Source organism: Kribbella sp. NPDC003505 (assembly GCF_040610875.1).
GTDB lineage: Bacteria > Actinomycetota > Actinomycetes > Propionibacteriales > Kribbellaceae > Kribbella.
The window spans coordinates 260,976-285,085 of the sequence record NZ_JBEXNA010000002.1 but is presented as its reverse complement, the minus strand read 5'-3'; the positions used below and the strand labels follow the sequence as shown (position 1 = coordinate 285,085).

Here is a 24,110-nt window from a genome sequence, read left to right as displayed (position 1 = left end):
GCTCGACAGGACGTCTACGCCCACTGCCGCCAGGTCCCCGCCTGAGCACCCCGGCGATCCGGTCCGATCAGCCGACACTTCCTGTCGAGCTGGCCGGATCTTGCCGATCCGAGATCTGAGAGATTACTCTCGAAACATGTCTCTCAGGAATCCGTACGGCGATTTCGAGATCACCGACCCGCAGGCGATGCGTGCGTTGGCGCATCCGGTCCGGCTCGCCGCGCTCAGCTATCTGCAGAAGCACGGGCCGGCGACGGCCACCCAGCTGTCCGAGCACGTCGGTGCCTCCCCCTCGGTGACCAGCTGGCACCTGCGGCACCTGGCCGAGTTCGGGCTCGTGGTCGACGTACCGCCGCCGAGCGGGACGGACCGCCGGCAGCGCTGGTGGGACGCGGCCGCCCGCGGGTTCCGGTACGAGATGCCGGACACCCCGGAAGGCACCGAGGCCGGCCGCCTGCTGCGGACCGAGATGATGAACCAGGCGCTCGAAGCGGCCCAGCAGTGGCTGGTCGAGACCGAGCCGAACCTGGACCCCGAGTGGAGCCGGCTGGCCGGATCCGCCAACACGTTGCTGATGCTCACGCTCGCCGAGGCCGAGGCGATCGAGGACGCCATCGAGGAACTGCTGGCGCCCTACGTCCAGCGCCGCGACGCCGGCGATGTACCGGACGATGCCCGCCCGGTCCGGCACCTGCGCATCTCCTTGCCGGAGGCGCCATGAAGACCCTGCCCGCCACCAGCTTGTGGCGCGTCCAGCGGTTCCGGACGTTCTGGTCCGCCCAGACGGTCTCCGAGTTCGGCGACCGGATCACCGAGCTTGCCCTGCCGCTGATCGCGGTCACGCTGCTCGACGCCTCCCCCAGCCAGGTCGGGTTCCTGACCGCGGCGGTGTGGCTGCCGAACATCGCGTCGCTGTTCATCGGCACCTGGGTCGACCACCGCCGCGACAAGCGGCCGCTGATGATCGCCGCGGACCTGGCCCGGACGGTGCTGCTGCTCACCCTGCCGGTCGCGTACTGGCTGGATCTGCTGGGCCTCGGCCACTTGTACGTGATCGCGATCCTGGCCGGGACGGCGCATGTCGTGTTCAACACGGCGTACGCGTCGTTCTTCGTCCGGCTCGTCGACCGCGACCAGTACCTCGAGGCGAACAGCAAGCTGTCCGCGACGCGGTCGATCTCGTTCATGGGCGGACCGGCCGTGGGCGGTCTGCTGGTGCAGTGGCTGACCGCGCCGGTCGCGATCGTCGTCGATGCGCTGACGTTCGTGTTCTCGGCCGTCCAGATCAGCCGGCTCAAGGTGGAGCCGGGCGCCTCGGAGGAGTCGAGCGAGCCGCTGCTGCGCCGGGCCGGCGCGGGAATGCGGTACGTGCTCAAGCACCCGTACCTCAGCCGCAGCCTGGGCTGCGCCACCACGGTGAACTTCTTCAACCTGATGAGCATCGCGCTGCTGGTGCTGTTCGCGAGCCGGAACCTCGACCTGTCGGCCGGCGTCATCGGTGTCGCGTTCGGCGTCGGTGCGACCGGCGGGCTGCTGGGCGCCGTCACCGCCTCCCCGTTGAGCAAACGGTTCGGCGCGGGACCGGTGATTGCGGTCGGCGCGGTCGTGTTCCCCGGCTCGATCGCGATCGCCGCGCTGGCCGGCGGGCCGACGTGGACCAAAGCGGTCGCGCTGGCGGTCGCCGAGTTCGTCGGGGCGTTCGCGGTGATGTGCTTCGACGTACCGCTGAACTCGTTGCAGGCCGCGGTCGTCCACGACCACATGCGCAGCCGGGTCGCGGGAGCGTTCAGCAGCATCAACTACGGCATCAGGCCGCTCGGCGCGGTCGTCGGAGGGTTCCTCGGCACCTGGATCGGTGTCCGCGAAACCCTCCTCGTCTCCGCGGCCGGCGGCCTGCTCGCCGTCCTGTGGCTGATCGGCTCACCGATCATCCGCACCCGTTCACTGGACGCTCTCGAACCGCCCAGCCTCTAAAGGTCTTCCGCCACGTCCACCTTGGCGACGGTCTTGCGGAGCGGGACCTCCTTGATGAACACGACCGCGACCAGGCTGACCACTGCGCAGGCCGCGGCGATCAGGAAGATCCGCCCGGTGGCGTCGCCGTACGCGTGCCGGACCAGTTCGGCCAGCTGCGGCGGCAGGTGGTTGACGTCCAGCAGGCTCGTACCGCCGCCGCCCTCCTGCAGCTTGCGCGCGGCCTCGGCGCCGTTCGGGCCGGCCAGGACGCCGGCGACGATCAGGTCCTTCACCCGGGCCGCGAGCACCGCACCGAGCGCCGAGACGCCGACCGCACCGCCCAGGCTGCGGAAGAACGCGACGGTCGCGGAGGACGCGCCGATCTGCGTGACGTCGACGGTGTTCTGGACCGCGAGCACCAGGTTCTGCATCGTCATACCGGTGCCGAGGCCGAGCGCCAGCATGCCGAGCCCGACCAGCCAGTACGGCGTGGCGTGGTCGATCGTGCCGAGGATCAGCAGACCGCCGAGCAGCAGGATCCCGCCGGACACCAGGTACCGCTTCCACTTGCCGTAGCGGGTGATCAGCTGGCCGGAGCCCGCCGATCCGACGAACGAGCCGAGCATCATCGGGATCGTCAGCAGGCCGGCCTCGGTCGGGCTGTAGCCGCGGGCGATCTGGAAGTACTGCCCCAGGAACAGCGCGCTGCCGAACATCGCGACACCGACCGCGAGGCTGGCGACGATCGCCAGCGCAGTGGTGCGCTCCCGGACGACCTTCAGCGGAACCAGCGGCTCGGCCACCCGGTTCTCCACCAGCACGGCGAGGAAGCCGACCAGCAGCGTGCCGCCGACGAACAGCGCGGACGGCCAGGACATCCAGGCGAAGTCCGTGCCCGCGAACGTGACCCACAGCAGCGGCAGGCTGGCCGCGATGCTGATCAGCACCGCGCCGAGGTAGTCGATGCGGACCTCACGCTTGAGCACCGGCAGGTGCAGGTACTTCTGCAGGATCACCAGGCTGACCACGGCCAGCGGGACGCAGACGTAGAAACACCAGCGCCAGCCGAGCCACGACGTGTCCACGATGACACCGCCGATGAGCGGGCCGCTGACGGTCGCGACCGCCATCACCGCACCCATGTACCCGGAGTACCGGCCGCGCGACCGGGGCGGGATCGCGGCGCCGATGATGGCCTGGGCGAGCGCCATCAGACCGCCCATCGCCAGGCCCTGCAGCACGCGGGCGCCGATCAGGAACGGCACGTTGTGGGACAGGCCGGCCAGCGCCGACCCGATCACGAAAACCGAGATCGCCACCTGGACGAGCAGTTTCTTGCTCATCAGGTCGGCGAGCTTGCCCCAGATCGGGGTGGACACCGTGGTGGCCAGCAGGCTCGCCGTGAGCACCCAGGTGTACTGCGTCTGGGAGCCCTCGAGGTCGGCGATGATCGTCGGCAGGGCGTTGCTGACGATCGTCGAGCTCAGCATCGCCGTGAACAACGCGGCGAGCAGGCCGATCAGGATCTCGAGGATCTCCTTGTGGGTGAGTTCCGGCGCAGCGGGCGTTTGCTGCTGCCGGGTCTCGGTGACAGTCATCAGTCTCCAGTCTTGGGGTTTCGCCTCACGACCTTGTTGGCCTCGGTGATCGCTGTCGCGACCCGCTGCATGGTGGCAGCGGCCGCGACCAGCGCGTCGTCGTCGAGGTCCGCCAAGGCGGTTCTCAGTTGCCGGGTGTAGGAGGAGTAGAGCGCTTCGAGCTGGGCCTTGCCGTGGGCCGACAGGCTGACCAGCCCGACACGGGCGTCGGCGGGGTCCGGCCGACGGCTCACCAGTCCGTCGGCCTCCAGCGCGGTCAGCTGCCGGCTCACTACCGACGCGTCGACACCGAGCTTCCCGGCGATCTCCCCGCCGCGCTGCTCACCGTCCTTCATCAGCACCTTGAGCACACTCGCGTCCGACCGGCGCAGACCGCCGTCGTTCGTCAGGTGCCGATGCTCGATACACCGCACGGCTCGCACCAGAGAACTGACCCCTTCGAGCAGTTCCTGAGCCGCCGCATCCCGCTCTGCCCCCGGGACAAGGGGTTGCTGAGCTAGTTGCATAAGCCAACTATATACCCGATTGGTTGGTTTCCACAACCATATGCACAGCCTGTGGATAACACGATCGCGCCCAGTGACACTGGCCCGCCCCCCGCGACGTACAGCTCGACAGGAAGTGTCCGCCGGCCGGGTAGCGCACCTGAGCGTGATTGGGGCCCGCGCGTACAGCGTTTCGCGGTGCACTACCTGTCGAGCTGTCCGTCTGCGCCGGGCGCAAGCACGCGCGCCGGGGTGCGCGCGATGGGCTGGGTCAGCCGAGGTCGGTGTTGAGGCGGGTCAGGAGGCGGCCCAGGTCGGCCAGGTCGGTGGGGTTCCAGCGGTCGAGGATGGCGCGGAACTCGGTTTGGCGTTGGGTGCGCATGGCTTCGTAGCGCTCGGCGCCGGTGGCGGTGAGGCGGAGCAGGCGGGCGCGGCCGTCGTCCGGGTCGCCGACGCGTTCGATCAGGCCGAGGTTCTCGAGCTGGGTGATGCCGCGGCTGACGGTCGACTTGTCGAGGCCGAGGACCTGCGCGACGTCGGACGCGCGGACGCCGGCTCCGCTGCCGGTGCCGAGCTCGATCTGCGAGATCAGGGCGTACCCGGCGGCGTCCATCTCAGGATGCACGCGGCGCGCCAGCCGGAGCGACGCGGAGCGCGACCGGCGGAACAACGCGGACAACGCCAGCTCGATCGCAGCAACCAACACCTCCGACCGCTCCCCCTCCGCCGACTCCCCCGGCACCTGCTCCCCCGGCGCCTTCTCAGTCGGCCTGTCCGACGTCCGCTCGCCCAGCGCCTGCGCGCCCGGTGCCTGTTCGCCCTGCATTTCAGCGGACCACGATTCCGGCGTCGCGGAGGGCCTTCTTGACGTCGGCGATGCGGAAGTCGCCGAAGTGGAAGACGCTGGCGGCGAGGACGGCGTCGGCACCGGCCTGCACTGCTGGTGGGAAGTGCTCCGGGGCGCCGGCTCCGCCGCTGGCGATCAGCGGGACGTCGACGACCGCGCGGACCGCCTTGATCAGCTCCAGGTCGAAGCCCTGTTTCGTCCCGTCGGCGTCCATCGAGTTGAGCAGGATCTCGCCGGCGCCCAGTTCGCAGCCGCGCTGCGCCCACTCGATCGCGTCCAGGCCGGCCGATCTCCGGCCGCCGTGCGTGGTGACCTCGAAGCCGCTCGGCTGGTCCGCGGACCGCCGTACGTCGAGGGACAGCACGAGGACCTGGTTGCCGAAGCGGTGGGCGATCTCGCGGATCACGTCGGGGCGCGCGATCGCGCCGGTGTTGATGCCGACCTTGTCCGCGCCGGCCCGCAGCAGCCGGTCCACGTCGGTCGCCTCGCGCACGCCGCCGCCGACGGTCAGCGGGATGAACACCTGCTCGGCGGTCCGCCGGACCACGTCGTACGTCGTCTCGCGCGATCCCGACGACGCGGTGATGTCGAGGAAGGTGAGCTCGTCGGCGCCCTCCGCGTCGTACACCTGCGCCATCTCGACCGGATCCCCGGCGTCGCGCAGATCGGCGAAGTTGACGCCCTTGACCACCCGGCCGGCGTCGACGTCGAGACAGGGAATGACCCGCACAGCAAGACTCACGCGGCCAAGCGTACCGAGCCGCAGGTCTCGGCCAGGTGAAGCTGTCTCAGAGCAGCAGCGCGCGGACGATCGGCCAGGCGATCAGGACGCCGACCGCGGCGGCGCCGAGCAGCATGAGGACGTGCGCGGGGTTGCGCTTGAACGCCGGATCGACGCCGAGTTCACGCACCAACTCGAGCGAACCGACGGTCGGGCGATGCTCCACCGGAAGCCCGATCGCGGAGGTCACCGTCCGGAAGTCGGCGTCCGTCCACAACCACCGGGCCGCCCCGATGCGGGTACCGTCCGCGGCGAGCACGACCAGCAGACCCATCGGCAGGGATCCCTTCACCCGGCCGATCGTGAGCACCCGAACCACCTGCGCACGCGGCAGTACCTTCATCGGCGCCCACGCGGTGAACCGGTAGCCGACCGCGTCCGCGCTGACCCGGATCCGGGCGCCACGAATGGCGAGCCAGAACAGCAAGGTCAGCCCGCAGACCAGCACGACGAACAGCGCGACAGCGGCTGCCCAACTGAGGGCCCAGGTCGCGAGCGACGCGCACAGCACGGCCGGCAGGACCAGGTAGCAGGCCGCGAGGATCCAGAACGGGCGTCCGGCCGCGCCGAAGCGCGGCCGGACCTCGACAGTCATCACTTCCAGGCGCGCCGGCGGTTGTCGGTCGACCGCATCGGCCGGGTGGACTCCCAGACGCGGCGCCAGTGCGCGGCGTCGGGGCCCGTCTGCGACGGGGAGGCGCCGATGGCGGCGCGCCGGCGGGACTCGTACCAGGTGGTCGATTCCTCGTCGAGCAGGGCCGACACCGCGGCGGCGATCCGGGGCGCGAAATCGCGGGCGCTCTCGCCCTGGAGCGGACGCAGCGGGTCGCCGTACCGGACGTGGACCGCCGGGCGGCCGGGGACCGGCCAGCCACGGCCGCGCGGCATCGCGGCGAACGAACCCTTGATGCCGACCGGGATGATCGGCACGTCGTGCTCGACGGCCAGGTACGCCGCGCCCATCCGGAACCGCTGCACCCAGCCGTCCGGCGAGCGGGTGCCCTCCGGGAACACGACGACGTTCCAGCCGTCGGCGAGCAGGTCGCCGGGCGTGGCGCTCATCTTGCCGCCGCGGCGCTCGATCGGGAACGTGTTGAACACGATCGCCGACCCGGCGGCCCGCCACCAGGTGTCGAAGAAGTAGTCGGCCGCGGCCGCGAACGCCGTCCGGCGGCGCATCGCGTCGGGCAGCGACAGCAGCAGCAACGGGGTGTCGAGGTGCGAGGAGTGGTTCGCGACGATGATCGCCGGGCCGTCGAGCTTGAGCAGCGAGTCGAGGCCGCTCACCTGCGGGCTGACCTCGAAGTTCAGCACCGCGTTCAGCGGGCCCTTCTGGATCAGGTCGCGGACCGCGATCGCGGCCGGCGTCCGGGCCCACTTGGTCGGGAAGACCGAGGTCTCCTTGGGGATCACGTACGGCTCGGCCGAGCGCGGCACCTGCGGCCGCCGGCCCCACCGCCACCCGCGCGCGACCTGCTTCACGTCCCGCGCGGTGTCCCGGCCGAACTTCACCAGGCTGGTACCCATCAGCGCACGTCCGCGAGCAGGTGCGGCGGGTTGTGCAGGTACGTGATCGACGGCGACCGGCCGACCGAGTGGCTGACCATCTCGAGCGCGTCCTGCAGCGTCGACGCGGACCGGAAGCCCATCCGCTCGACGGTCTTGCGGTTCGCGCCGACCCAGACGATGTCGCCGCAGTGGTCCAGGGCGTGCGAGATCCAGTACCACATGTAGAACGGGTGCACGCCGTGGTACGCGTACGACGTCCGGTACAGGTGGATGTACCACGGGTCCTCGGCGTACTGCTTCTCGAACTTCGCCTCGATCGTCGCCGGGTCGGTGCTCTCGGCAAGCACTTCCTCGAAGAAGTCGACGTACGACGGGTGGTGCAACTGGCTGAACTCGTAGTCGACCGGGTGGTACAGGATGACCGCGCCGTCCTTGCGGACGACCGGGTTGCCCCGGTACGAGTTGAAGTAGTACCCGAGGCCCATGCAGGCGGCCAGGATCGGGTTCATCACCGAGTTCACGTTGTACGGACCGACGAACGGCACGCCCATGATCGCGACGTCGGACTGGCCCTGCACCTCGACCAGGTGCTGGCGGTGCACGGCCTCGATGGTCTTCTCGTGCACCGGCTCGATCGCGCCGGCGTTGATCCCGGTGAGGCCGTAGTTCGAGCGGACGTCGGTGAAGATCTTGTGCCGGAGCTTCGACGGCGCGGCCGCGAGCGCGCGCTTGGTGCCGAGCATCGAGGCCTGGTCCTTGATCGACCACTCCCACTCGCGCTTCTGCAGGAACTCCAGCGGGCCGCCGAAGATGTCGTTGTTCAGCGTGGTCTCGATCTGGAACACCTTGACGTGCTGCGTCAGGATCTCGCCCATCCGCCAGGCGGAGTGGTGCATCTTCGACGCCTTGTGGTCCATGAACGACCGCGAGTGGATCATCGTGTGGCTGTTGTGGTGGTGCCTCAGCGACTTGTACGACGCCAGGCCGATCGACGTGGACTTGTGCCCGCCGTCCATCGCCACCAGGTTCACGTTCACGTAGACGAGCAGGTCCGACTCGGCCGCCCGCTTGGAGATCTCCACGTCCTCACCGTGCCGGGTCTGACCCAGGTGGGTGAGGTTGTCGCGATCCTCGGCGTCGAAGTTGTAGAGCTTGCCGTCGGGGAAGAACGAGCGGAACACCCGCTCGCCGACGATCTCGCGCAGCTCGTTCGGCGTCAGCCGGCGGTGCAGCGCGTTCGCCGAGATCAGCTCGACGTCGTCGACACCGGCCTGCGCGGCGAGCTCCAGCACGGCCTCGATGACCCGTTGCCGGATGTCCGGCTTCTTCATCGGGGGCAGCGGCAGCGAGATGTCGTCGAACGCGATCGTCAGCCGCATGCCCGGGCGCAGCAGCTCCGGCAGCGGCTCGGACTCGATCGGGTTCAGCAGCGCGTTCTGGATCGCCTCGTCGACGTCGCGGACCGCGGGCAGGGCCTCCGGCGGGTACACCACCCGGGTGCCCTGCGGGAAGCGCTCCAGCAGGAAGCCCTCACCGTTGTGCACGAGCAGCGGCGGCGTGCGGTCGTCCACCTCAAGCACGAAACCTGGCCGAGACATGTCAGAACCTCTCTCGTCGTACGTACTGCACTGTCACGGCCCTCATGAGGCCCTCACATCGAATGCGACCTTGACTGTTCCCAGTCGGCCGGCGGAGTGCGCGTGGTCGAGCGCCTCACGCCAGCGGTAGAGCGGATAGCGGGCCCCGACGATCCCGTCCAGCGGGGCGCGACCGGCCAGGTCCAGCGCGGTCTCGAACGCCGGGCGGCCGTTCGGTTCGTCGCGCGCGGAAGCGTAGGTGCCGGTGACCTCGAGCTCGCGGAACCACACCGGCGACAGGTCGGCGCCGCTGTCCGGCATCCCGGACAGGACGACCCGCCCGCCGGCCTTGGTGACCCGCAGGACGGTGTCGATCGAGGCCTTGCTGCCGACCGCGTCGACGGCGACGTCGACACCGCCGAGCAGGAACTCGCCGCCGCTGAAGTCCTGCTTCAGCCGGAACGCGCCGGTCGAGCGCCGTACGCCGCGGAACACCTCGTCGGGCGCCACCACGTCGCTGGCGCCGAACGCACGCGCCAGCTCCCGCTGCCGCGCGTGCTTGGCGACGACGGTGATCCGTCCGGCCTGGGTCAGCTCGCGCAGGGCGAGCGTCGCGAACAGCCCGACCGCGCCGGCGCCGCTGACCAGCACCGACTGGCCCGGCTGGACCTTGGCCCGCAGTGCGGCATGCACCGCGCCCGCCAGCGGCTCGACCAGGACGGCGCGCTCGTCGGACATCTCGTCCGGTACGGCGTACAGCTGGCTGCGGTGCGCGACCATCACGTTGCCCCAGCCGCCGCCGGTGTCCCGGCAGAACCCGGTCTGCAGGCCCGGCGCCACATGGCCGACCGTGATCCGGTCGCATCGGTTGGTGTTGCCGGACGCGCAGCCCTCGCACGGCTCGACGCCGCGGGCAGCGCAGGTGAGGACACTGTCCATCACGACGCGCGTGCCCTTCGGCAGGTCATCGCAGTCGTCGAGCAATTCGCCGACCACCTCGTGACCAGGGACGAACGGCATCGACACGACCGCGGAGAAGTACAGCTTGGTGGCGCCGGTGACCATGCCGAGGTCCGAGCCGCAGATCCCGGACAGGATCGGCCGGATCCGCGCCCAGCCCGCCCGCTCGGCCTTCGGCTCGTCGATGGTGACGAGGCGCAGCGGTGCGGCCGGTCCGGTCAGGATGCCGGGGATCCGGCCACCGACCGCCTTGGCCGCCAGATACTTGGCCGGCGACCGGTACATCTCGAGGGCCAGCATCATCGGGCGTTCACCCCAGGGAGCTCCAGACGGGACGGCGTGGACGAGGTCTTCCAGTCGACGATCTGCCAGCGCGCGGCCCGGGCAGCCCGGAACAGCGACACGTCCGGCGAAACCGCGACCGGGTTGCCGACCACCGACAGCATCGGCAGGTCCGAGTGGCTGTCGGCGTAGGCGTACGACTTGGACAGGTCGATGTTGGTCTGCCGCGCGTGGTGCTTGATCCAGGCGGCGCGGGACTCACCGACCAGCGGCGGGCCGGACAGGAAGCCGGTGCAGCGGCCGCGGTCGTCGACGGCCAGCTCCGCGGCGACGATCTCGTCGAACAACGGCTCCAGCGGCCGGGTCAGCGGCCGGACGGCGCCGGTGATCAGGATCGTCTTGTGCCCGGCGGCGCGGTGCTCGCGGATCCGGCGGACGGCGGCGCCGCTGAGCCGCTCGAGCACGTGCTCGGCGAGGATCTCGTCGACGATCTGGTTCAGCTCCTCCAGATCCGCACCGGCGTACCGGCGGTAGATCGTGCGCAGGAACGTGCCGCGGTCCTTGCGCTCGGCGGCGATCAGCTTGGGCAGCTTGCGCAGCATCGCGCCGATCTCGCCGGCGCGCTGCGGACCGTCGAGCTCGGGCAGCCGCATCCACAGATAGGTCTCGATCACGTTCGAGGACAGCAGCGTGCCGTCCATGTCGAACGCGGCGATCACCTTGGACTCCTGGTTCGGCTCGACCTTCTTCAGCACGCCCGCGGACTCGGCGAGCGCCTTGTTCCGCTTCTTGCGGACGACGTCCAGCCGGCGCATCGACTCGGTGACGCTCGGGCAGTGCAGTTCCTGCAGGTAGTACTGCCAGTCGACGACCGCGGTGTCGCAGGCGAACTTCTCCTTGTCGTCGCCTTCGAGCGCGTTGTGCAGCGCGAGCACGTTGTCGTCGATGAACTGCAGCTCGGCCTGCGCGTACTCCGAGTACAGGTCCATGTAGCGGCGCAGGAAGTCGAGGCGGCGCTTCTGGACGTCGAGCTCGCGGGCGTACTTGCGGGTGCGCTCGCCGCGCGGCACCCGGGTGATGACCGCGTCGGCGATCTTGTGCGCGCGTTCGCCGTACCGCAGCATGCTCTCGACCGAGTCGCCGCCGGGGAACTTCCACACCGGCAGCCGGACCGCGCCGCGCTCGCCGAGGTCGAACGGGTGCTTGGAGAAGTACTCCCGGACACCGGCGTACAGCTGCTCGAAGGTCAGCGGGTTCCGGGCGCCGGAGCCGATGTGGTAGTACTCCGGCTTGCTCAGCTCGGGCTCGGTCGCCATCACCGCGCAGATCGCGCCGACCACGTGGTCGACCGGAATGATCTCGATCACCGAGTCCGGCGAGGCCGGGAACTCGGGCAGCTCACCGCGGCCGTAGGCCAGGATCAGCGGCTCGGCCATCTTGAAGCCCTCGATCCAGCCCGGGTGCGGGCTCTGCACCGCGGACTCGATGATGGCCGGCCGGACGATCGACGTCGGCAGCGTGCTCGCGAACTCCTCCACCACGCGCTCGCCGAGCGCCTTGGTGAACGTGTAGCAGTCGGTCCAGCCGAGGCTGCGGGCGCGCTCGGTGCCGGTCTCGACGAGCCGCTTCGCGACCCACTCGGTCCGGCGGCGCTCGGTGTCGGCCGCGGCGGTCAGGTGACCGGCGCGGCGGTGCAGCTTCTCGGCCTCCTTGCGGAACTTCGCCAGCATCGGCGCGGACCGGGACTGCTCCTCGACCCGGGCCTTCATCGCCATCCCGGCCTCGGCCTCGGTCCGCCAGTCGACGAAGTGGTCGACCGGCGCCTCCGGGATCGCGCCGCGCCGGCGGCCGGCCGTGTACGCCGTGGAGATGTGCACGTAGTGCACCGGGCGGCCGGTCTCGACGATCCGCTCCAGCAGGCTCTTGGTGCCGAGCACGTTGGTCGTGAACGCCTCGTGGATCGGCGGGTCGAAGCTCACGTCACCGGCGCAGTGCACGACGATGTCGAGATCCTTGGGCAGCTCGGGCACGTCGGCCAGGTCGCCGTCGATAACGTGGATCCGAGCCGCGGACAGCGCCTCGGCGTCGGCGTACGGCGTGCCCTCGCCGTAGAACGGCTTGAAGATGTCCTTCCGGAGCAGCTGCGCCATCCGGTCGCCGCCGGTCATCGAGCCCTTCGGCCGGATGATCGCGGCGATCGTGGTGCCGGGGAGCTCGCCGATGATCCGGTGCAGCAGCGCCTCACCGACGAAGCCGGTGACGCCGGTGACCAGGACCTTCTTGTCCTTGAGCTTGTCGGCCAGACTCACTTGTCGCCTCCACGCGTGAGCTCGAGTGCCTCGGTCAGGGTGAACGCGCCGGCGTACAGCGCCTTGCCGACGATGACGCCCTCGACGCCCTCGGGTACGAGCGTGGCGAGGGCCTGCAGGTCGTCGAGGCTGGAGACGCCGCCGGACGCGACGATCGGCTTGTCGGTGCGCGCGCACAGGTCGCGGTAGAGGTCCAGGTTCGGGCCCTGGAGCATGCCGTCCTTGGTGACGTCGGTGACCACGTAGCGCTCGCAGCCGGCCGTCTCCAGCCGGGCGAGCACCTCGTACAGGTCGCCGCCTTCCTTGGTCCAGCCGCGGGCGGCCAGGGTGCGGCCACGGACGTCCAGGCCGATCGCGACCCGGTCGCCGTACTGCTGGATGATCCGGTCGCACCACTGCGGGTCCTCGAGCGCGGCGGTGCCGATGTTTACCCGGCGGGCACCGGTCGCGAGTGCGGCCTCGAGCGAGTCGTCGTCGCGGATGCCTCCGGACAGCTCGACCTGTACGTCGAGCTTGCCGGTCACGTCGGCGAGCAGCTCCCGGTTGCTGCCGCGGCCGAACGCCGCGTCCAGGTCGACCAGGTGGATCCACTCCGCCCCGGCCTCCTGCCACGCCATCGCCGCCGCCAGCGGATCGCCGTACGACGTCTCGCTGCCGGCCTCGCCCTGCACCAGCCGGACCGCCTGCCCGTCCGCCACATCGACGGCAGGCAGGAGCACCAGGTTCCCTGACCGGGGCGGTGGGGCGGGGGAAGAATCCAACACTGACATGGGCCACACCCTAGAGGGCGAGAGTTCCGGATTCGTAACCCGGAGGCCTCCTGAGTCGTTTGAAATCGATCTGTCTCAGCGATACCAGTTGAGGCAATGGTATTACACCTAGGCTTGCTGCCGTGCCGACCGTCGAAGAGCTCGAAACCGATCCGCATCCCGCCCTCGCGCGCATCCGGCCGATCGGGTGGATCGAGTCGCTGAACGCCTGGTTCGTCACCGGCCGCGCGCTCGCGCTGCAGGTGCTGCGCGACCCGGAGACGTTCACCGTCGACGATCCGCGGTTCTCGACCGCCCAGGTCGTCGGCCCGTCGATGCTGTCCCTCGACGGCAGCCGCCACAAGTCCCACCGCGACCCGTTCGAGTCCCCCTTCGGCCTGGCCGAAACCCGTCGCCGCTTCACCGAGCCGGTGCAGCAGACGGTCGACGAACTGATGACTGCCCTCCAGGCCGGCGGGCGGCGGTCCGCTGATCTGCGGACTTCGCTCGCGGGGCCGTTGTCCGTCGCAGTCGTGGCGCTGTCGCTCGGGCTGCCGCCGGCGTCGGCGTCTACCGTGCTCGACTGGTACACGGCGATCTCGTCCTCGGTGTCCGGCATCTCGGCCGGGCGTCCGGCCACCGCGGACGGCGCCGCGGCGTTCGCCGAGCTGCACAAGCATGTTGCCTCCGGCATCGACTCCTCGGACTCGCTGCTGGCCGCGGCGGCGCACGCCGGGCTGGGCATCGACGAGGTGGTCGCGAACGCCGCGGTGCTGATGTTCGGCGGCATCGAGACCACCGAGGGCATGATCACCAACGCCCTGTGGCATCTGCTCACGCACCGCGACCAACTCGACCTGGTCCTCGCGGACCCGTCGCTGCTCCCCAACGCGATGGAGGAGTCGCTGCGCCTGGAGCCCGCGGCCGCCGTCGTCGACCGCTACGCGACCCGCGACGTCGCCCTCGCCGGCGCCACGATCCGCCGCGGCGACATGGTCACGGTGTCGCTGGCAGGAGCCGGCCGTGACCCTGAGATGTTCGAGGCACCCGACGAGTTCGACGTCCGCCGGCCGAACGCGCGCCGCCACCTGGCCTTCGCCAGCGGGCCGCACATCTGCCTCGGCATGCACCTCACCCGCCTGGAAACCCTGACCGCGGTCGAGGCCGTCCTGCGCCTTCCCGGCCTCCGCCTGGCGCCGGACTCACCCGCACCGCACGGTCTCGTGTTCCGCAAACCGTCGGCACTGCGCGTCACCTGGGACGGGTGAGGACCAGCATCGTCGCGTCGTACCGCGGCATCTGCCGGTCCGGGTCCCGCTCCGCGTCCTCGGCGAACCTGGCGAACCCGGCATCGACCTCGTCCGCGGGCAGATGCTCGAACGTCGACAGGGCCCGCAGACTCAGCCGCTCGTAGCGCTCCCGCAACGTCCTGTGCGTCTCGCCCTGAAGCCGTACGACCTCGTCGGCCGGCACCAGCCCGGCCTCGATCGCCAGCGCCTTCGTGTCGGCCAGCGACCGGTACATCGCGGCATCGACCGCCCGCGCGGACGGGAAGTACTCGTACCAGAACAGGTCCGGCATCAGATCCGTGAACTGGGTGCGCAGCAGCGCCGCTCCCCCGGGCCGCAGCACCCGGCGGACCTCGCGCAGCCCCTGCAGCTGATCCGTGAAGTGATGGAACGACAAGAACATCAGCACCACGTCGACCGATGCCTCAGGCAACGGAATGTCCTCCGCGCTGCCCCGCAGGTAGGTCACACCCGGATGCGGCGCCTGCTCGGCCACCTCGCGCATCCGGTCCGACGGCTCCACGCCGAACACCTGTCCCTGGAACTCCTCGGCCAGGCCCGGAGTCAGCCGGCCGACCCCGCTGCCGAGATCGAGGACGTCCAGCGGCCGCACCGGCGGCACGTGCTGGGCGAAGGCCCCGGTCCACCGCCGTATCTCGGCCGGCGGCATCGCACGGCCCGCGGCGTACACCCTGCCCAACCGACCGTTGTAGTCGACCATGGGGCGACCCTAGCGCCAGTCCTGGTGCCACTGTTTCGCCACGGTGCTGGTCTGCTTGCGTACGGCGTCCGCCGCGGCGCCGGCCGGCCAGAATTGCAGCAGGTACCGATCCACGACGGGCTCGCCGTCGCCGACCACGTTGACCCGGTTGCCCTCGTCCATCCCGATCGCGCTGTAGCGCACGCGGTAACTCCGGATCGGCAGGCGGAACTCCGCGGACGCGGAGCCGTCCAGCCCGTGCACCAGGACGTCCGGGGCCGCGGGCAGGAACGACACCTCGACGATGTCCTCCCAGGCGTCGTCCACCGCCGGTTCTTGCCCGGAGTGCTCGATCCGCAGCAGCACGTATCCGGTGTGCAGGCCGGTCGCGAGCAGCAGCCGCCCAGGCTCGGCGGCGCCGCAGATGCCGTTCGCCTGGCCTCGCCGCGAGTCGTCGAAGTCCGGCCGGTCCGTGTCCCCACTCATCAGATGGATCTGGCCGAAGGTCAGATTCATCTTCCCCTCGAACAACACTTCCGTGTCCATGGCGCGACCCTAGGTGGCGCCATGGGTCCCGGCGGCCGGTACGCGGTCTCAATTGCCGGTTTTGACATCGGCAGGGGCCGGCCGGGTGCACAATGGCGGAATGGCGGAGGGATTGGCAGCGCTGGAGCTGGCAGCGAGCCTCGACGGGATCGGTGAGATCGTCCGCAAGGAGGCGCGCCGCCGCACGGGCGCGCAGGGGGGGACGTTCGTCCTGCGCGAGGCCGACCGCTGCTTCTACGCCGACGAGGACGCGATCGCGCCGCTGTGGAAGGGACAGCGCTTCCCGATCACCTCCTGTATCAGCGGCTGGGCGATGCTGCACGACGAGACCGCGGTGGTCCCGGACATCTCCGTCGACAGCAGGATCCCGATCGAGGCCTACTTGCCGACGTTCGTCCGCAGCCTGCTGATGGTCCCGGTCGGCTCACCGACGCCGGTCGCGGCCATCGGCGCGTACTGGTCCCGCCGCTATCGGGCCGCTCCGGACGAGATCGCGTCCCTCGAGGACCTGGCCGTCCAGACCGCGGACGCCATCCGCCGGGTCGGCCTCGACGACGCGCCCTGGGCCCCCACCTTCAGCCGGCACTCGGGTCAGGCGAAGAACACGTCGTAGGCCAGCCGCAGGATCAGGGCCGAGACGACGACCAGGAAGACCGCCCGGACGAACCGGCTGCCGCGGGCGACCGCGGTCCGGGCGCCGAGCAGACCGCCGCACATGTTGGCGGCCCCCATGATCAGACCGAGCCTCCACAGCGGTGCGCCGCTCAGGGCGAACACGGCGATCGCGCCCAGGTTCGTGGCCACGTTGGCGATCTTCGCCTTCGCACTGGCCTGCAGGAAGTTGTACCCGAGCAGGCCGACCAGCGCGAAGATCAGGAACGAACCGGTGCCCGGTCCGACCGCACCGTCGTAGAAGCCGATCAGCACGCCGACACCACTCGCCGCGAGGTAGTGGTCGCGGCCGTCGAACCGCAACGCGGTGCGGGCCCCGAGCGACGGCTTCATCGCGGTGTAGATCGCGACCAGCACGAGCAGCACCAGGACGATCGGCTTGAACCACGACATCGGGATCCTGGTCGCCACCAGCGCGCCGGCCGCGGCGCCGAGCCCGGCGAGGATCGCCAGCGGCAGCACGGTCTTACGGTCCGGGCGCACCTTGACGCCGAACGTGACCGCGCTGGTCGTCGTACCGCACAGCGACGAGATCTTGTTGGTCGACAGGATCTGCGCCGGGGACGCATGAGGCAGCCCGAGCAGCATCGCGGGCAACTGCAGCAGCCCGCCGCCCCCGACCACCGCGTCGATCCAGCCGGCCGCGAAGGCCGCGATCACCAGGAACACCAACGTCAGCAACGACACATCAGGCACAGCAGCACGTCCTCACGGCGTCGATGATCCGGTAAGGGCGTAGTACCGCTCAACCCTTACGCCGGCGAGTGAGAGACAAACCACGTCCGTGCTGCGACAGTGGTGCGCATGGCGTCCTCGATCCTCCCGCCGGACGGCGAAGCCCTCGCCACCGGCTGGGAGCCGGACCTCGCCCCGGCCGACTCACTGATGCGGCAGGCCGTGCTGGCGCACGCGTCCTGGGCCGTCGACGCCGCCCGGAGGGCCGGCAAACCGTGGTACGACGGCGACACCTGGGCCGGCGCGATCCTCGGTGAGCGGAGCGCGCTGACGAACTGGGTCGTGCCGAAGCAGCCGGTCGATCCGGCCGGGATCGTCGCCGAAGCCGCCCGGGAGTTGCCCGGCGCCGCGCCGTACCTGTTTGTCAGCGCCTGGCCGACCGGCGACCTGCGCGCGTCCGGCCTGGGCCTGGCCGGACATCCGCCGTTGATGCTCCGGCTGCCAGAGACGACGACCGCTCCACCGACGACCAACCTCGACGTACGGCGGGTGACGGATGCGGCCGGTCTGGCCGACGCCGAACGGGTGCTCGTCGAGGGATACCCGCTGCCTGAACTCCAGCCGTTCCGGGCGGGGGTGGTCTACGCACCGTCGTTCCTCGAAGGGTCGGCGGTCTGGGTGGGGTACGACGGCGACGTACCGCTGGCGACCGCGACGGCGCACAGTGCCGCCGGGGTCACCGTCGTCGAGAACGTCGCAGTGATGCCGGCCGCGCGCGGCCGCGGTGCCGGCGCGGCCATCACATGGGCGGCGACCACGGGGTACGCCGATCAACCCGCCTGCCTGATCGCGTCCGACGACGGGCAGCCGGTCTACCAGCGCCTCGGGTATCTGCGCGTCGTGCGCTGGACCGTCTGGGTTCGGTCCTGACACCTCGTCCGGGACAATGGCGGGGTGAAGTTCCTACTGCTGGTTCACAACAACCTCGAGGCACTCGAGGGACTGACCGAAGACCAGTTGACCGAGCTGGCCGGCGGACGGGAGCAGGTCGCCACGCTCACGCGCGAGCTGCTGAACAGCGGCGAACTGGTGTCCGTGCTCGCGCTCAACGAGCCGGCCCAGACCAAGGACGTCCAGCTGGTCGCCGGTACGCCGGTGATCTCGGACCGCCCGCTGCTGGAGACGAAGGAGTTCCTGGCCGGCGCGCTGGTGGTGAACTGCGCCTCGCAGGAGCGAGCACTGGAGCTTGCCGCGATGATCCCGCTGGCGCAGTTCCGGCGCGTCGAGCTCCGTGAGATCCGGATGGACCAGGACGACTTCCTCGTGGAGCTCGATCAGCTGTGATGACGTCGGCGCCCGAGCTGGAGGCGGCGATCCGCGCCGCGGCCCCGCGGGCGCTGGCGACGTTGGTCCGGCGGTACGGCGTGTTCGACCAGTGCGAGGACGCGGTGCAGGAGGGGCTGCTCGAAGCGTTCGTGCAGTGGCGCGCGAACGGCGTACCGGAGCAGCCCGTCGGCTGGCTGATCAGCGTCGCCACACGGCGGATGATGGACGGCTGGCGGCGGGACAACGCCCGCAGGCGGCGCGAACTCAACGACTTCCTCCGGGCCGCGGATCCGGACCCGGACGACTACCACGAGGACTCCGACGACACCGTGCGGTTGCTCGTGCTGTGCTGTCATCCGGCGCTCACCCCGGCCTCGCAGATCGCGCTCACGCTGCGCTCGGTCGGCGGTCTCACGACGGCCGAGGTGGCGGCCGCGCTGCTGGTCAGCGAGACGACGGTGGCGCAGCGGATCAGCCGGGCCAAGAAGACGATCGCGGGCGCCCGCTTCGAGCTGCCGACCGCCGACGAGTACGACGAGCGGCTCCGCGCCGTACTGCAGGTTCTCTACCTGATCTTCAACGAAGGCCATACCGCCAGTGCCGGCGACTCGTTGCAGCGTGTGGATCTCGCCGGGGAAGCGCTCCGGATCACACGTCTGCTGCACCAGGCCGTCGGCGGTCCGGGCGAGGTGGCGGGCCTGCTGGCGCTGATGATCCTCACGCATGCGCGCCGCGACGCGCGGACCGGGCCCGGCGGCGACCTCGTCCCGGCCGACCGCCAGGACCGCTCCCGCTGGTACGCCGACGAGATCGCCGAAGGCACGCGACTCGTCGAGGAGACGCTGCGCACCGGCGCCGTCGGCCCGTACCAGCTGGAGGCGGCGATCGCGGCCGTGCACAGCGAGGCCGACTCGGTCGAGACGACCGACTGGGCGCAGATCGCCGGCCTCTACCGCGTCCTCGAGAAGGTCGACCCGAGCCCGATGGTGCGGCTCGGGTCAGCCGTGGCCGTCGCGATGACCGAAGGCCCGGACGCCGGCATCGCGATCGTCGAAGAGCTGGCCGCCGACCGGTACCTCGGCGACCACCACCGCCGGCTGTCCGTCCTCGCCCATCTGCACGAACTCGCCGGCCGCCCGGACCTGGCCCGCTCCAACTACCTCGCGGCGCTGGAGCGGACCCGGAACAGGGCCGAGCAGAACTATCTGCGCGACCGCATCGCCCACCTGATCAGGTGACGGCGGCCGCCGGTCCATTCGGGACGCGGCGGGACGCTCAGCTCGCTGCGGAACACGTGGCCCGGATCCACCGCCTGCTTGAGCGCGGCGAGCCGGGCGCGGTGGTCCTGCGGGTAGCAGAGGTCGAGGTCGGCGTCCGTCGGGTTCGACAGGAAGTTCACGTAGGCGCCTTGAGGCTCCAGCGTCTTCCACAGCGCGTCGAACTCCTCGGGCTGCGAGCCCTGCTGCTCCGGCGATCCGACCACCACCGAGTTCACCAGGAACCGGGCGTCGCGGTGCGCGAACGCGGTCGCGTCCGCCGGCATCGCGGCGAAGGCGCCGCCCAGCGCCCGGATCTCGATCGCCATCCCGGGGATCCGCCCGCGGGCCTCGAGCAGCCGCTCCCCCAGCTCGGCCGGCACCGTCCCGAAGAAGCCGTTGCGGATCCGGGGCCGCCAGTCCGCGGGCATCTCCATGGCGCTGAACACCTCGGCGTACGGCACTTCGGCCACCTTGTCGGTGAGCAACGAGCCGAGGTTGCGCAGCGGCTCCAGGATCGCGTCGCGCGCGGCGGGCTCGCCGGCCACACACACCATGATCGCGACCGGCACCTGCCCGTCGGCCATCATCGTCGGCGCCAGCTGCAGCGACGCCGTCAGGTCCTCGGGCGCGGTCGTCATGTACTCCGCCCAGCCCTGCAGGACCTGCGCCGCCTGCGTCCACGGGTACAGCAACGCACCGAAGTGCACCGTGGGCTGCGATGTGGCGGTGATGTCGTACGACGTCACGACGCCGAGACTTCCCGCCGCGCCGCGCAGTCCCCAGAACAGCTCCGGTTCGCGCGCGGCGTCCACCCGGCGGACCGAGCCGTCGGCGGTGACCACCTCGGCCGCAACCACGTTGTCGATCGCCAGCCCGTGCTTGCGGACCATCCACCCGATACCGCCGCCGGCCATCAGCCCGCCCACCCCGACACTGGCCGTGTCGCCGGACGAGATCGCCAGTCCGGCCTTGCCGAGCCGCTCGGCCACCCCGCCCCACGTGCCGCCGGTGCCGATCCGTACGACGTTGTCCGGCAGCAGCCGGACCTCGTCCATCGGCCGGACGTCGATCACGACACCACCGTCGTTGGTGCCGAACCCGGCCGCGTGGTGCCCGCCGCTGCGGACCGCGATCGGCAGGTCGTGCGTCTCGGCGTACTTCAGCGCCGCGACCACGTCACCCGCCCCGGTGCAGCGCACGATCACCCGCGGCCGCCCCGCGGCCATCACCACGCGCCCGGCGTCCGGGTATCCCGCGTCCCCGTCCACGAGCACCTCCCCCCGGACCGCCGCACGCAGCTCGCCGAGCCCGCCCTGGGCCATTACAGATTCCGTCATCGTCAACTCCTGACTCCCGGACGCCCCCTCAGGCGCCACACCCCGGGATCGGAGCCAACCGGCGAACCTCGACATCCCTCGCCAAGAAATCTCGCCGAGTTTGCCGTCACCGGAGACCGGAAACGGCAGCTGGGGACCTGAGATATCAGGTCCCCAGCTACAACTGCCGGTCTCAGGTTGCGAATCAGCCGCGGACTGTGGCGACCAGGTGATCGACGACGTCCGCGACCGGGATGTCGGCGCGGTCGCCGGAGCGGCGGTCCTTGACCTCGATCGTGCCGTCGGCCAGACCCTTGCCGACGACCGCGATGGTCGGGACGCCGATCAGCTCGGCGTCCTTGAACTTCACGCCCGGCGAGACCTTCTCGCGGTCGTCGTAGATGACGCTCAGCCCGCGGGCCTCCAGCTCGGCGGCGATCTCCGCGGCCCTGGCGAAGACCTCGCTGTCCTTGCCGGTGGCAACCAGGTGGACGTCGGCCGGCGCGATCTCCCGCGGCCAGACCAGACCGAGCTCGTCGTGGTTGCCCTCGGCGATCGCGGCGACCGCGCGGGTGACACCCACGCCGTACGACCCCATGGTGACCGTGACGAGCTTGCCGTTCTGGTCGAGGACCTTGAGGTCGAGGGCGTCGGCGTACTTGCGGCCGAGCTGGAAGATGTGGCCCATCTCGATCCCGCGCGCGGTCTCCAGCTCGCCCGAGCCGTCCGGCGCCTGGTCCCCGTCGCGGACCTCGGCGGCCTGGATCGTCCCGTCCGCAGTGAAGTCCCGGCCGTGCACCAGGTTGACGACGTGGAAGCCGGACTTGTCCGCGCCGGTGACCCAGGCCGACCCTTCGGCGATCCGCGGGTCGAGCAGGTAGCGGATGCCCGAGGCGTTCTCCTTGCCGAGCACACCGGGGCCGATGTACCCCTTCGCGAGTGACGGGTACTTCTCGAAGTCCGCCTCGTCGAAGGCGACGACCTCGGCCGGCTCCATCTGCGCGCCGAGCCGCTTCTCGTCGATCGCCCGGTCGCCCGGGACGCCGATCGCGAGCGGCTCGCGGCTGCCGTCCGGGTGCACCAGCATGACGAGCACGTTCTTCAGGGTGTCCGCGGCGGTCCACTCGCGGCCGTCGATGCGCGCGTGCTTGGCGTTCAGCGCGTCGACGAGGGTGTCGATCGTGGGGGTGTCGGGCGTGTCCACGACCTCGGCGGCCGGCACGCCGGACGCGTCGACCGGGGCCGCCTGCGGCACCACGACGGCCTCGACGTTGGCGGCATACCCGCCCGGGGAGCGGACGAAGGTGTCCTCGCCGTTCTCCGCGATCGCCAGGAACTCCTCGGACCGCGAGCCGCCCATCGCGCCGGACATCGCCTGCACGATCACGTAGTCGAAGCCGAGCCGGTCGAAGATCTTGATGTAGGCGTCCCGGTGCTTCTCGTACGACGCGGCGAGGCCGTCGTCGTCGACGTCGAACGAGTACGAGTCCTTCATCACGAACTCGCGCCCGCGGAGCACGCCGGCCCGCGGCCGCGCCTCGTCGCGGTACTTGTTCTGGATCTGGTAGATCGACAGCGGCAGGTCCTTGTACGACGAGTAGAGGTCCTTCACGACCAGCGTGAACATCTCCTCGTGCGTCGGGCCGAGCAGCATGTCGGCGCCCTTGCGGTCCTTCAGCCGGAAGATGTTCGGCCCGTACTCCGTCCAGCGGCCGGTGGCCTCGTAGGGCTCGCGGGGCAGCAGCGCCGGGAAGACCAGCTCCTGCGCGCCGATCGCGTCCATCTCCTCGCGGACGATCCGCTCGACGTTGCGCAGCACCCGCAGGCCGAGCGGCAGCCAGGTGTAGATGCCGGGCGCGGCGCGGCGGATGTATCCGGCGCGGACGAGCAGCTTGTGGCTCGGGACCTCCGCGTCCGCCGGGTCCTCGCGAAGGGTGCGGAGGAACAACGACGACATACGCAAAATCACGGGAGTCTCCAAGCGTGCAAAAGTCGAGTACAGGACATCAGGAAGAATATCGGTCCGGTGGTGATGCTCTCACCACGTTATCCACAGGTCACTCGCGGGCAGCCTTCAGCGCCCACCGGATCAGCGGCAGCTGCAGCGGCAGCCGCGCCCAGGCGATCGCCTGAGCGGTCGGGGACCCCTTCGTCCGCAGGTCGGCGGCCATCTGGACGTTCGCGGGGAACACCGCGACCAGCAGCCCCGCGCTCGCCAGCCCGGCCAGTCGACGGGTCCGCGGGTGCAACAGCCCGGCCGCACAGGCCAGCTCCGCCGCCCCGGACGCGTACACGAGCTCCTTCTTCCGCGGCAGCACCTTCGGCACGATCTGCTCGAACGGCCCGGGTTTCACGAAATGCAACGTCCCGAGCACGCCGAACAGCGCGGCCAGACCCTTGGTGCTTCGCGATGGCATGCGTCGGAGCTTAGAACAGGATGGTGGCGAAGGTTTCGATGGTGCGGAACCCGACCCGCTCGTACGCCGCCCGCGCCGGCCGGTTGAACGCGTTGACGTAGAGCGTGACGACCGGCGCGATCTGCCGGGCCAGCTCGACCACTGCGGCCATGCCGGGCGCGGCGAGGCCGCGGCCGCGGTACTCCGGGTCCACCCAGACGCCCTGGATCTGGCACACCCCGGTCCCGACCGAGCCGACCTCGGCCTTGAACACGACCCGGCCGTTCTCGATCCGCGCGAACGCCCGCCCGGCGCGGATCAGCTCCGCGACCCGTGAGCGGTAGAACGTCCCGTCCGGCCCGGTCTGCGGCGGGACGCCGACCTCCTCGGTGTACATCGCCACGCACGCCGGGTACAGGATCGGCAGCTCGACCGGCTCCACCGCGCGCACCAGCGGGTCCGGCGCGATCGCCGGCGGCCCGTCGATGACCATGAACGGCTGGTCGTCGCGCACCTCCCGGGCCGGCCCCCAGTGCGGCTCGAGGATTGTCCACAGCTGCTCGACCGAGCGCGCCTGCCCGAGGATCTGGAAGCAGTTGCGGCCGCGCCGCAGCGCGTACGCCGCGAACGCCCGCAACGCGGCGTCATCCGCGCCGACCGGCACCATGTTCCCGCCGGCGTGGCACAGTGCCTCGAGCGCGCCCTTCTCGACGTACCCCCAGACCTCCGCACCGCGCCGCGGGTCGAGCCCGGACGCCTGCACGAGACTGTCGACGAACACGTTCACCACCGGATCACGGGCGATGACCGCGCGCGCCGCCGCGAGGTCACGAGGACCGAGAACCCGTACTCCCACGCGCAGAACCTAGCGGATCAGC

Annotated in this window: 24 protein-coding genes; 7 read left to right on the top strand and 17 right to left on the bottom strand. The window is 70.6% G+C overall.

From position 1 onward, the window contains the following. The first annotated feature begins 136 nt into the window (after positions 1 to 136). Together ABZX12_RS05790 and ABZX12_RS05785 are read left to right on the top strand one after the other, a co-directional pair. On the top strand, positions 137 to 721 hold the full coding sequence (locus ABZX12_RS05790) for a helix-turn-helix domain-containing protein (RefSeq protein WP_355690196.1): 585 nt from the start codon (positions 137 to 139) through the stop codon (positions 719 to 721). Further along, on the top strand, positions 718 to 1,974 hold the full coding sequence (locus tag ABZX12_RS05785) for an MFS transporter (RefSeq protein ID WP_355690194.1): 1,257 nt from the start codon (positions 718 to 720) through the stop codon (positions 1,972 to 1,974). Before ABZX12_RS05790 ends, ABZX12_RS05785 begins: the two co-directional genes overlap by 4 nt. On the opposite strand, the gene ABZX12_RS05780 is transcribed toward ABZX12_RS05785, so the two are convergent. From ABZX12_RS05780 to priA, 10 genes are all read right to left on the bottom strand, one after another. Beyond that, on the bottom strand, positions 1,971 to 3,554 hold the full coding sequence (locus tag ABZX12_RS05780; RefSeq protein ID WP_355690192.1) for an MFS transporter: 1,584 nt from the start codon (positions 3,552 to 3,554) through the stop codon (positions 1,971 to 1,973). The two genes, ABZX12_RS05785 and ABZX12_RS05780, sit on opposite strands and share 4 nt — an antisense overlap. Then, entirely contained in the window at positions 3,554 to 3,976 is a 423-nt protein-coding gene (locus ABZX12_RS05775) for a MarR family winged helix-turn-helix transcriptional regulator (RefSeq protein WP_355690191.1), read from the bottom strand. The genes ABZX12_RS05780 and ABZX12_RS05775 overlap by 1 nt, the downstream gene beginning before the upstream one ends. A 334-nt stretch (positions 3,977 to 4,310) precedes the next feature. Then, the gene (locus ABZX12_RS05770) at positions 4,311 to 4,865 is read right to left on the bottom strand and encodes a MarR family transcriptional regulator (RefSeq protein WP_355690190.1); all 555 of its coding nucleotides are present in this window, start codon (positions 4,863 to 4,865) and stop codon (positions 4,311 to 4,313) included. 1 nt (position 4,866) lies between these two features. Continuing rightward, complete coding sequence (hisF, locus tag ABZX12_RS05765) at positions 4,867 to 5,628, bottom strand: imidazole glycerol phosphate synthase subunit HisF (protein ID WP_355690188.1); 762 nt, start codon at positions 5,626 to 5,628, stop codon at positions 4,867 to 4,869. A gap of 46 nt (positions 5,629 to 5,674) precedes the next feature. After that, positions 5,675 to 6,262 carry a hypothetical protein gene (locus tag ABZX12_RS05760; RefSeq protein WP_355690186.1) on the bottom strand — a complete coding sequence of 196 codons (588 nt, stop codon included), beginning with the start codon at positions 6,260 to 6,262 and terminating at the stop codon, positions 5,675 to 5,677. Beyond that, the gene (locus ABZX12_RS05755; RefSeq protein ID WP_355690184.1) at positions 6,262 to 7,194 is read right to left on the bottom strand and encodes a lysophospholipid acyltransferase family protein; all 933 of its coding nucleotides are present in this window, start codon (positions 7,192 to 7,194) and stop codon (positions 6,262 to 6,264) included. The genes ABZX12_RS05760 and ABZX12_RS05755 overlap by 1 nt, the downstream gene beginning before the upstream one ends. Next, positions 7,194 to 8,774, bottom strand: coding sequence for a lactate racemase domain-containing protein (locus tag ABZX12_RS05750; RefSeq protein ID WP_355690182.1), 1,581 nt, complete (start codon positions 8,772 to 8,774; stop codon positions 7,194 to 7,196). Before ABZX12_RS05750 ends, ABZX12_RS05755 begins: the two co-directional genes overlap by 1 nt. Positions 8,775 to 8,816: 42 nt before the next feature. After that, positions 8,817 to 10,016, bottom strand: a complete 1,200-nt coding sequence (locus tag ABZX12_RS05745) for a zinc-binding dehydrogenase (protein WP_355690180.1) — start codon at positions 10,014 to 10,016, stop codon at positions 8,817 to 8,819. After that, positions 10,013 to 12,304 (bottom strand): HAD-IB family hydrolase, encoded by a 2,292-nt coding sequence (locus ABZX12_RS05740; RefSeq protein WP_355690178.1) that lies wholly within the window; start codon positions 12,302 to 12,304, stop codon positions 10,013 to 10,015. Before ABZX12_RS05740 ends, ABZX12_RS05745 begins: the two co-directional genes overlap by 4 nt. Further along, on the bottom strand, positions 12,301 to 13,074 hold the full coding sequence (priA, locus tag ABZX12_RS05735) for a bifunctional 1-(5-phosphoribosyl)-5-((5-phosphoribosylamino)methylideneamino)imidazole-4-carboxamide isomerase/phosphoribosylanthranilate isomerase PriA (protein WP_355690176.1): 774 nt from the start codon (positions 13,072 to 13,074) through the stop codon (positions 12,301 to 12,303). The genes ABZX12_RS05740 and priA overlap by 4 nt, the downstream gene beginning before the upstream one ends. 122 nt (positions 13,075 to 13,196) lie before the next feature. Between priA and ABZX12_RS05730 the strand changes: the two genes are divergently transcribed. Next, positions 13,197 to 14,321 carry a cytochrome P450 gene (locus tag ABZX12_RS05730; RefSeq protein WP_355690174.1) on the top strand — a complete coding sequence of 375 codons (1,125 nt, stop codon included), beginning with the start codon at positions 13,197 to 13,199 and terminating at the stop codon, positions 14,319 to 14,321. On the opposite strand, the gene ABZX12_RS05725 is transcribed toward ABZX12_RS05730, so the two are convergent. Continuing rightward, a complete protein-coding gene (locus tag ABZX12_RS05725) occupies positions 14,305 to 15,063 on the bottom strand; it encodes a class I SAM-dependent methyltransferase (RefSeq protein ID WP_355690172.1) in 759 nt (252 codons plus the stop codon). The two genes, ABZX12_RS05730 and ABZX12_RS05725, sit on opposite strands and share 17 nt — an antisense overlap. Positions 15,064 to 15,072: 9 nt before the next feature. After that, on the bottom strand, positions 15,073 to 15,588 hold the full coding sequence (locus ABZX12_RS05720; RefSeq protein ID WP_355690170.1) for a hypothetical protein: 516 nt from the start codon (positions 15,586 to 15,588) through the stop codon (positions 15,073 to 15,075). A 100-nt stretch (positions 15,589 to 15,688) separates the two neighbouring features. Between ABZX12_RS05720 and ABZX12_RS05715 the strand changes: the two genes are divergently transcribed. After that, complete coding sequence (locus ABZX12_RS05715) at positions 15,689 to 16,201, top strand: GAF domain-containing protein (protein ID WP_355690168.1); 513 nt, start codon at positions 15,689 to 15,691, stop codon at positions 16,199 to 16,201. On the opposite strand, the gene ABZX12_RS05710 is transcribed toward ABZX12_RS05715, so the two are convergent. Next, complete coding sequence (locus ABZX12_RS05710) at positions 16,180 to 16,956, bottom strand: TSUP family transporter (RefSeq protein WP_355690166.1); 777 nt, start codon at positions 16,954 to 16,956, stop codon at positions 16,180 to 16,182. The genes ABZX12_RS05715 and ABZX12_RS05710 overlap by 22 nt on opposite strands. Before the next feature lie 108 nt (positions 16,957 to 17,064). Here ABZX12_RS05710 and ABZX12_RS05705 point away from each other — a divergent pair, with 108 nt between their 5' ends. Genes ABZX12_RS05705 through ABZX12_RS05695 form a run of 3 tightly spaced genes read left to right on the top strand, consistent with a single transcriptional unit; the run spans position 17,065 to position 19,499 of the window. Beyond that, positions 17,065 to 17,865: a GNAT family N-acetyltransferase gene (locus tag ABZX12_RS05705; protein ID WP_355690164.1), complete on the top strand. Its 801-nt coding sequence runs from the start codon at positions 17,065 to 17,067 to the stop codon at positions 17,863 to 17,865. Between the two features lie 24 nt (positions 17,866 to 17,889). After that, positions 17,890 to 18,279 carry a YciI family protein gene (locus tag ABZX12_RS05700; RefSeq protein WP_355690162.1) on the top strand — a complete coding sequence of 130 codons (390 nt, stop codon included), beginning with the start codon at positions 17,890 to 17,892 and terminating at the stop codon, positions 18,277 to 18,279. Continuing rightward, the gene (locus ABZX12_RS05695; RefSeq protein WP_355690160.1) at positions 18,279 to 19,499 is read left to right on the top strand and encodes a sigma-70 family RNA polymerase sigma factor; all 1,221 of its coding nucleotides are present in this window, start codon (positions 18,279 to 18,281) and stop codon (positions 19,497 to 19,499) included. Before ABZX12_RS05700 ends, ABZX12_RS05695 begins: the two co-directional genes overlap by 1 nt. Here ABZX12_RS05695 and ABZX12_RS05690 read toward each other — a convergent pair. The 4 genes from ABZX12_RS05690 to ABZX12_RS05675 form a co-directional block, all read right to left on the bottom strand. Continuing rightward, a complete protein-coding gene (locus ABZX12_RS05690) occupies positions 19,463 to 20,857 on the bottom strand; it encodes an FAD-binding oxidoreductase (RefSeq protein ID WP_355690158.1) in 1,395 nt (464 codons plus the stop codon). The genes ABZX12_RS05695 and ABZX12_RS05690 overlap by 37 nt on opposite strands. A 184-nt stretch (positions 20,858 to 21,041) precedes the next feature. Continuing rightward, complete coding sequence (locus ABZX12_RS05685; protein ID WP_355690156.1) at positions 21,042 to 22,805, bottom strand: proline--tRNA ligase; 1,764 nt, start codon at positions 22,803 to 22,805, stop codon at positions 21,042 to 21,044. An 88-nt stretch (positions 22,806 to 22,893) separates the two neighbouring features. Then, positions 22,894 to 23,253: a DoxX family protein gene (locus ABZX12_RS05680; RefSeq protein WP_355690154.1), complete on the bottom strand. Its 360-nt coding sequence runs from the start codon at positions 23,251 to 23,253 to the stop codon at positions 22,894 to 22,896. Positions 23,254 to 23,263: 10 nt separating this feature from the next. Beyond that, positions 23,264 to 24,088 (bottom strand): GNAT family N-acetyltransferase, encoded by an 825-nt coding sequence (locus tag ABZX12_RS05675; RefSeq protein ID WP_355690152.1) that lies wholly within the window; start codon positions 24,086 to 24,088, stop codon positions 23,264 to 23,266. Positions 24,089 to 24,110: the final 22 nt, after the last annotated feature.

Bases quoted from the DNA above. Each gene is read 5' to 3' on its own strand.
- ABZX12_RS05715 (WP_355690168.1), top strand. From the start codon at position 15,689: ATGGCGGAGGGATTGGCAGCGCTGGAGCTGGCAGCGAGCCTCGACGGG.
- ABZX12_RS05780 (WP_355690192.1), bottom strand. From the start codon at position 3,554: ATGACTGTCACCGAGACCCGGCAGCAGCAAACGCCCGCTGCGCCGGAA.
- ABZX12_RS05755 (WP_355690184.1), bottom strand. From the start codon at position 7,194: ATGGGTACCAGCCTGGTGAAGTTCGGCCGGGACACCGCGCGGGACGTG.
- ABZX12_RS05770 (WP_355690190.1), bottom strand. From the start codon at position 4,865: ATGCAGGGCGAACAGGCACCGGGCGCGCAGGCGCTGGGCGAGCGGACG.
- ABZX12_RS05680 (WP_355690154.1), bottom strand. From the start codon at position 23,253: ATGCCATCGCGAAGCACCAAGGGTCTGGCCGCGCTGTTCGGCGTGCTC.
- ABZX12_RS05750 (WP_355690182.1), bottom strand. From the start codon at position 8,774: ATGTCTCGGCCAGGTTTCGTGCTTGAGGTGGACGACCGCACGCCGCCG.
- ABZX12_RS05720 (WP_355690170.1), bottom strand. From the start codon at position 15,588: ATGGACACGGAAGTGTTGTTCGAGGGGAAGATGAATCTGACCTTCGGC.
- ABZX12_RS05790 (WP_355690196.1), top strand. From the start codon at position 137: ATGTCTCTCAGGAATCCGTACGGCGATTTCGAGATCACCGACCCGCAG.
- ABZX12_RS05695 (WP_355690160.1), top strand. From the start codon at position 18,279: ATGACGTCGGCGCCCGAGCTGGAGGCGGCGATCCGCGCCGCGGCCCCG.
- ABZX12_RS05690 (WP_355690158.1), bottom strand. From the start codon at position 20,857: ATGACGGAATCTGTAATGGCCCAGGGCGGGCTCGGCGAGCTGCGTGCG.
- ABZX12_RS05760 (WP_355690186.1), bottom strand. From the start codon at position 6,262: ATGACTGTCGAGGTCCGGCCGCGCTTCGGCGCGGCCGGACGCCCGTTC.
- ABZX12_RS05745 (WP_355690180.1), bottom strand. From the start codon at position 10,016: ATGATGCTGGCCCTCGAGATGTACCGGTCGCCGGCCAAGTATCTGGCG.
- priA (WP_355690176.1), bottom strand. From the start codon at position 13,074: ATGTCAGTGTTGGATTCTTCCCCCGCCCCACCGCCCCGGTCAGGGAAC.
- ABZX12_RS05725 (WP_355690172.1), bottom strand. From the start codon at position 15,063: ATGGTCGACTACAACGGTCGGTTGGGCAGGGTGTACGCCGCGGGCCGT.
- ABZX12_RS05705 (WP_355690164.1), top strand. From the start codon at position 17,065: ATGGCGTCCTCGATCCTCCCGCCGGACGGCGAAGCCCTCGCCACCGGC.
- ABZX12_RS05785 (WP_355690194.1), top strand. From the start codon at position 718: ATGAAGACCCTGCCCGCCACCAGCTTGTGGCGCGTCCAGCGGTTCCGG.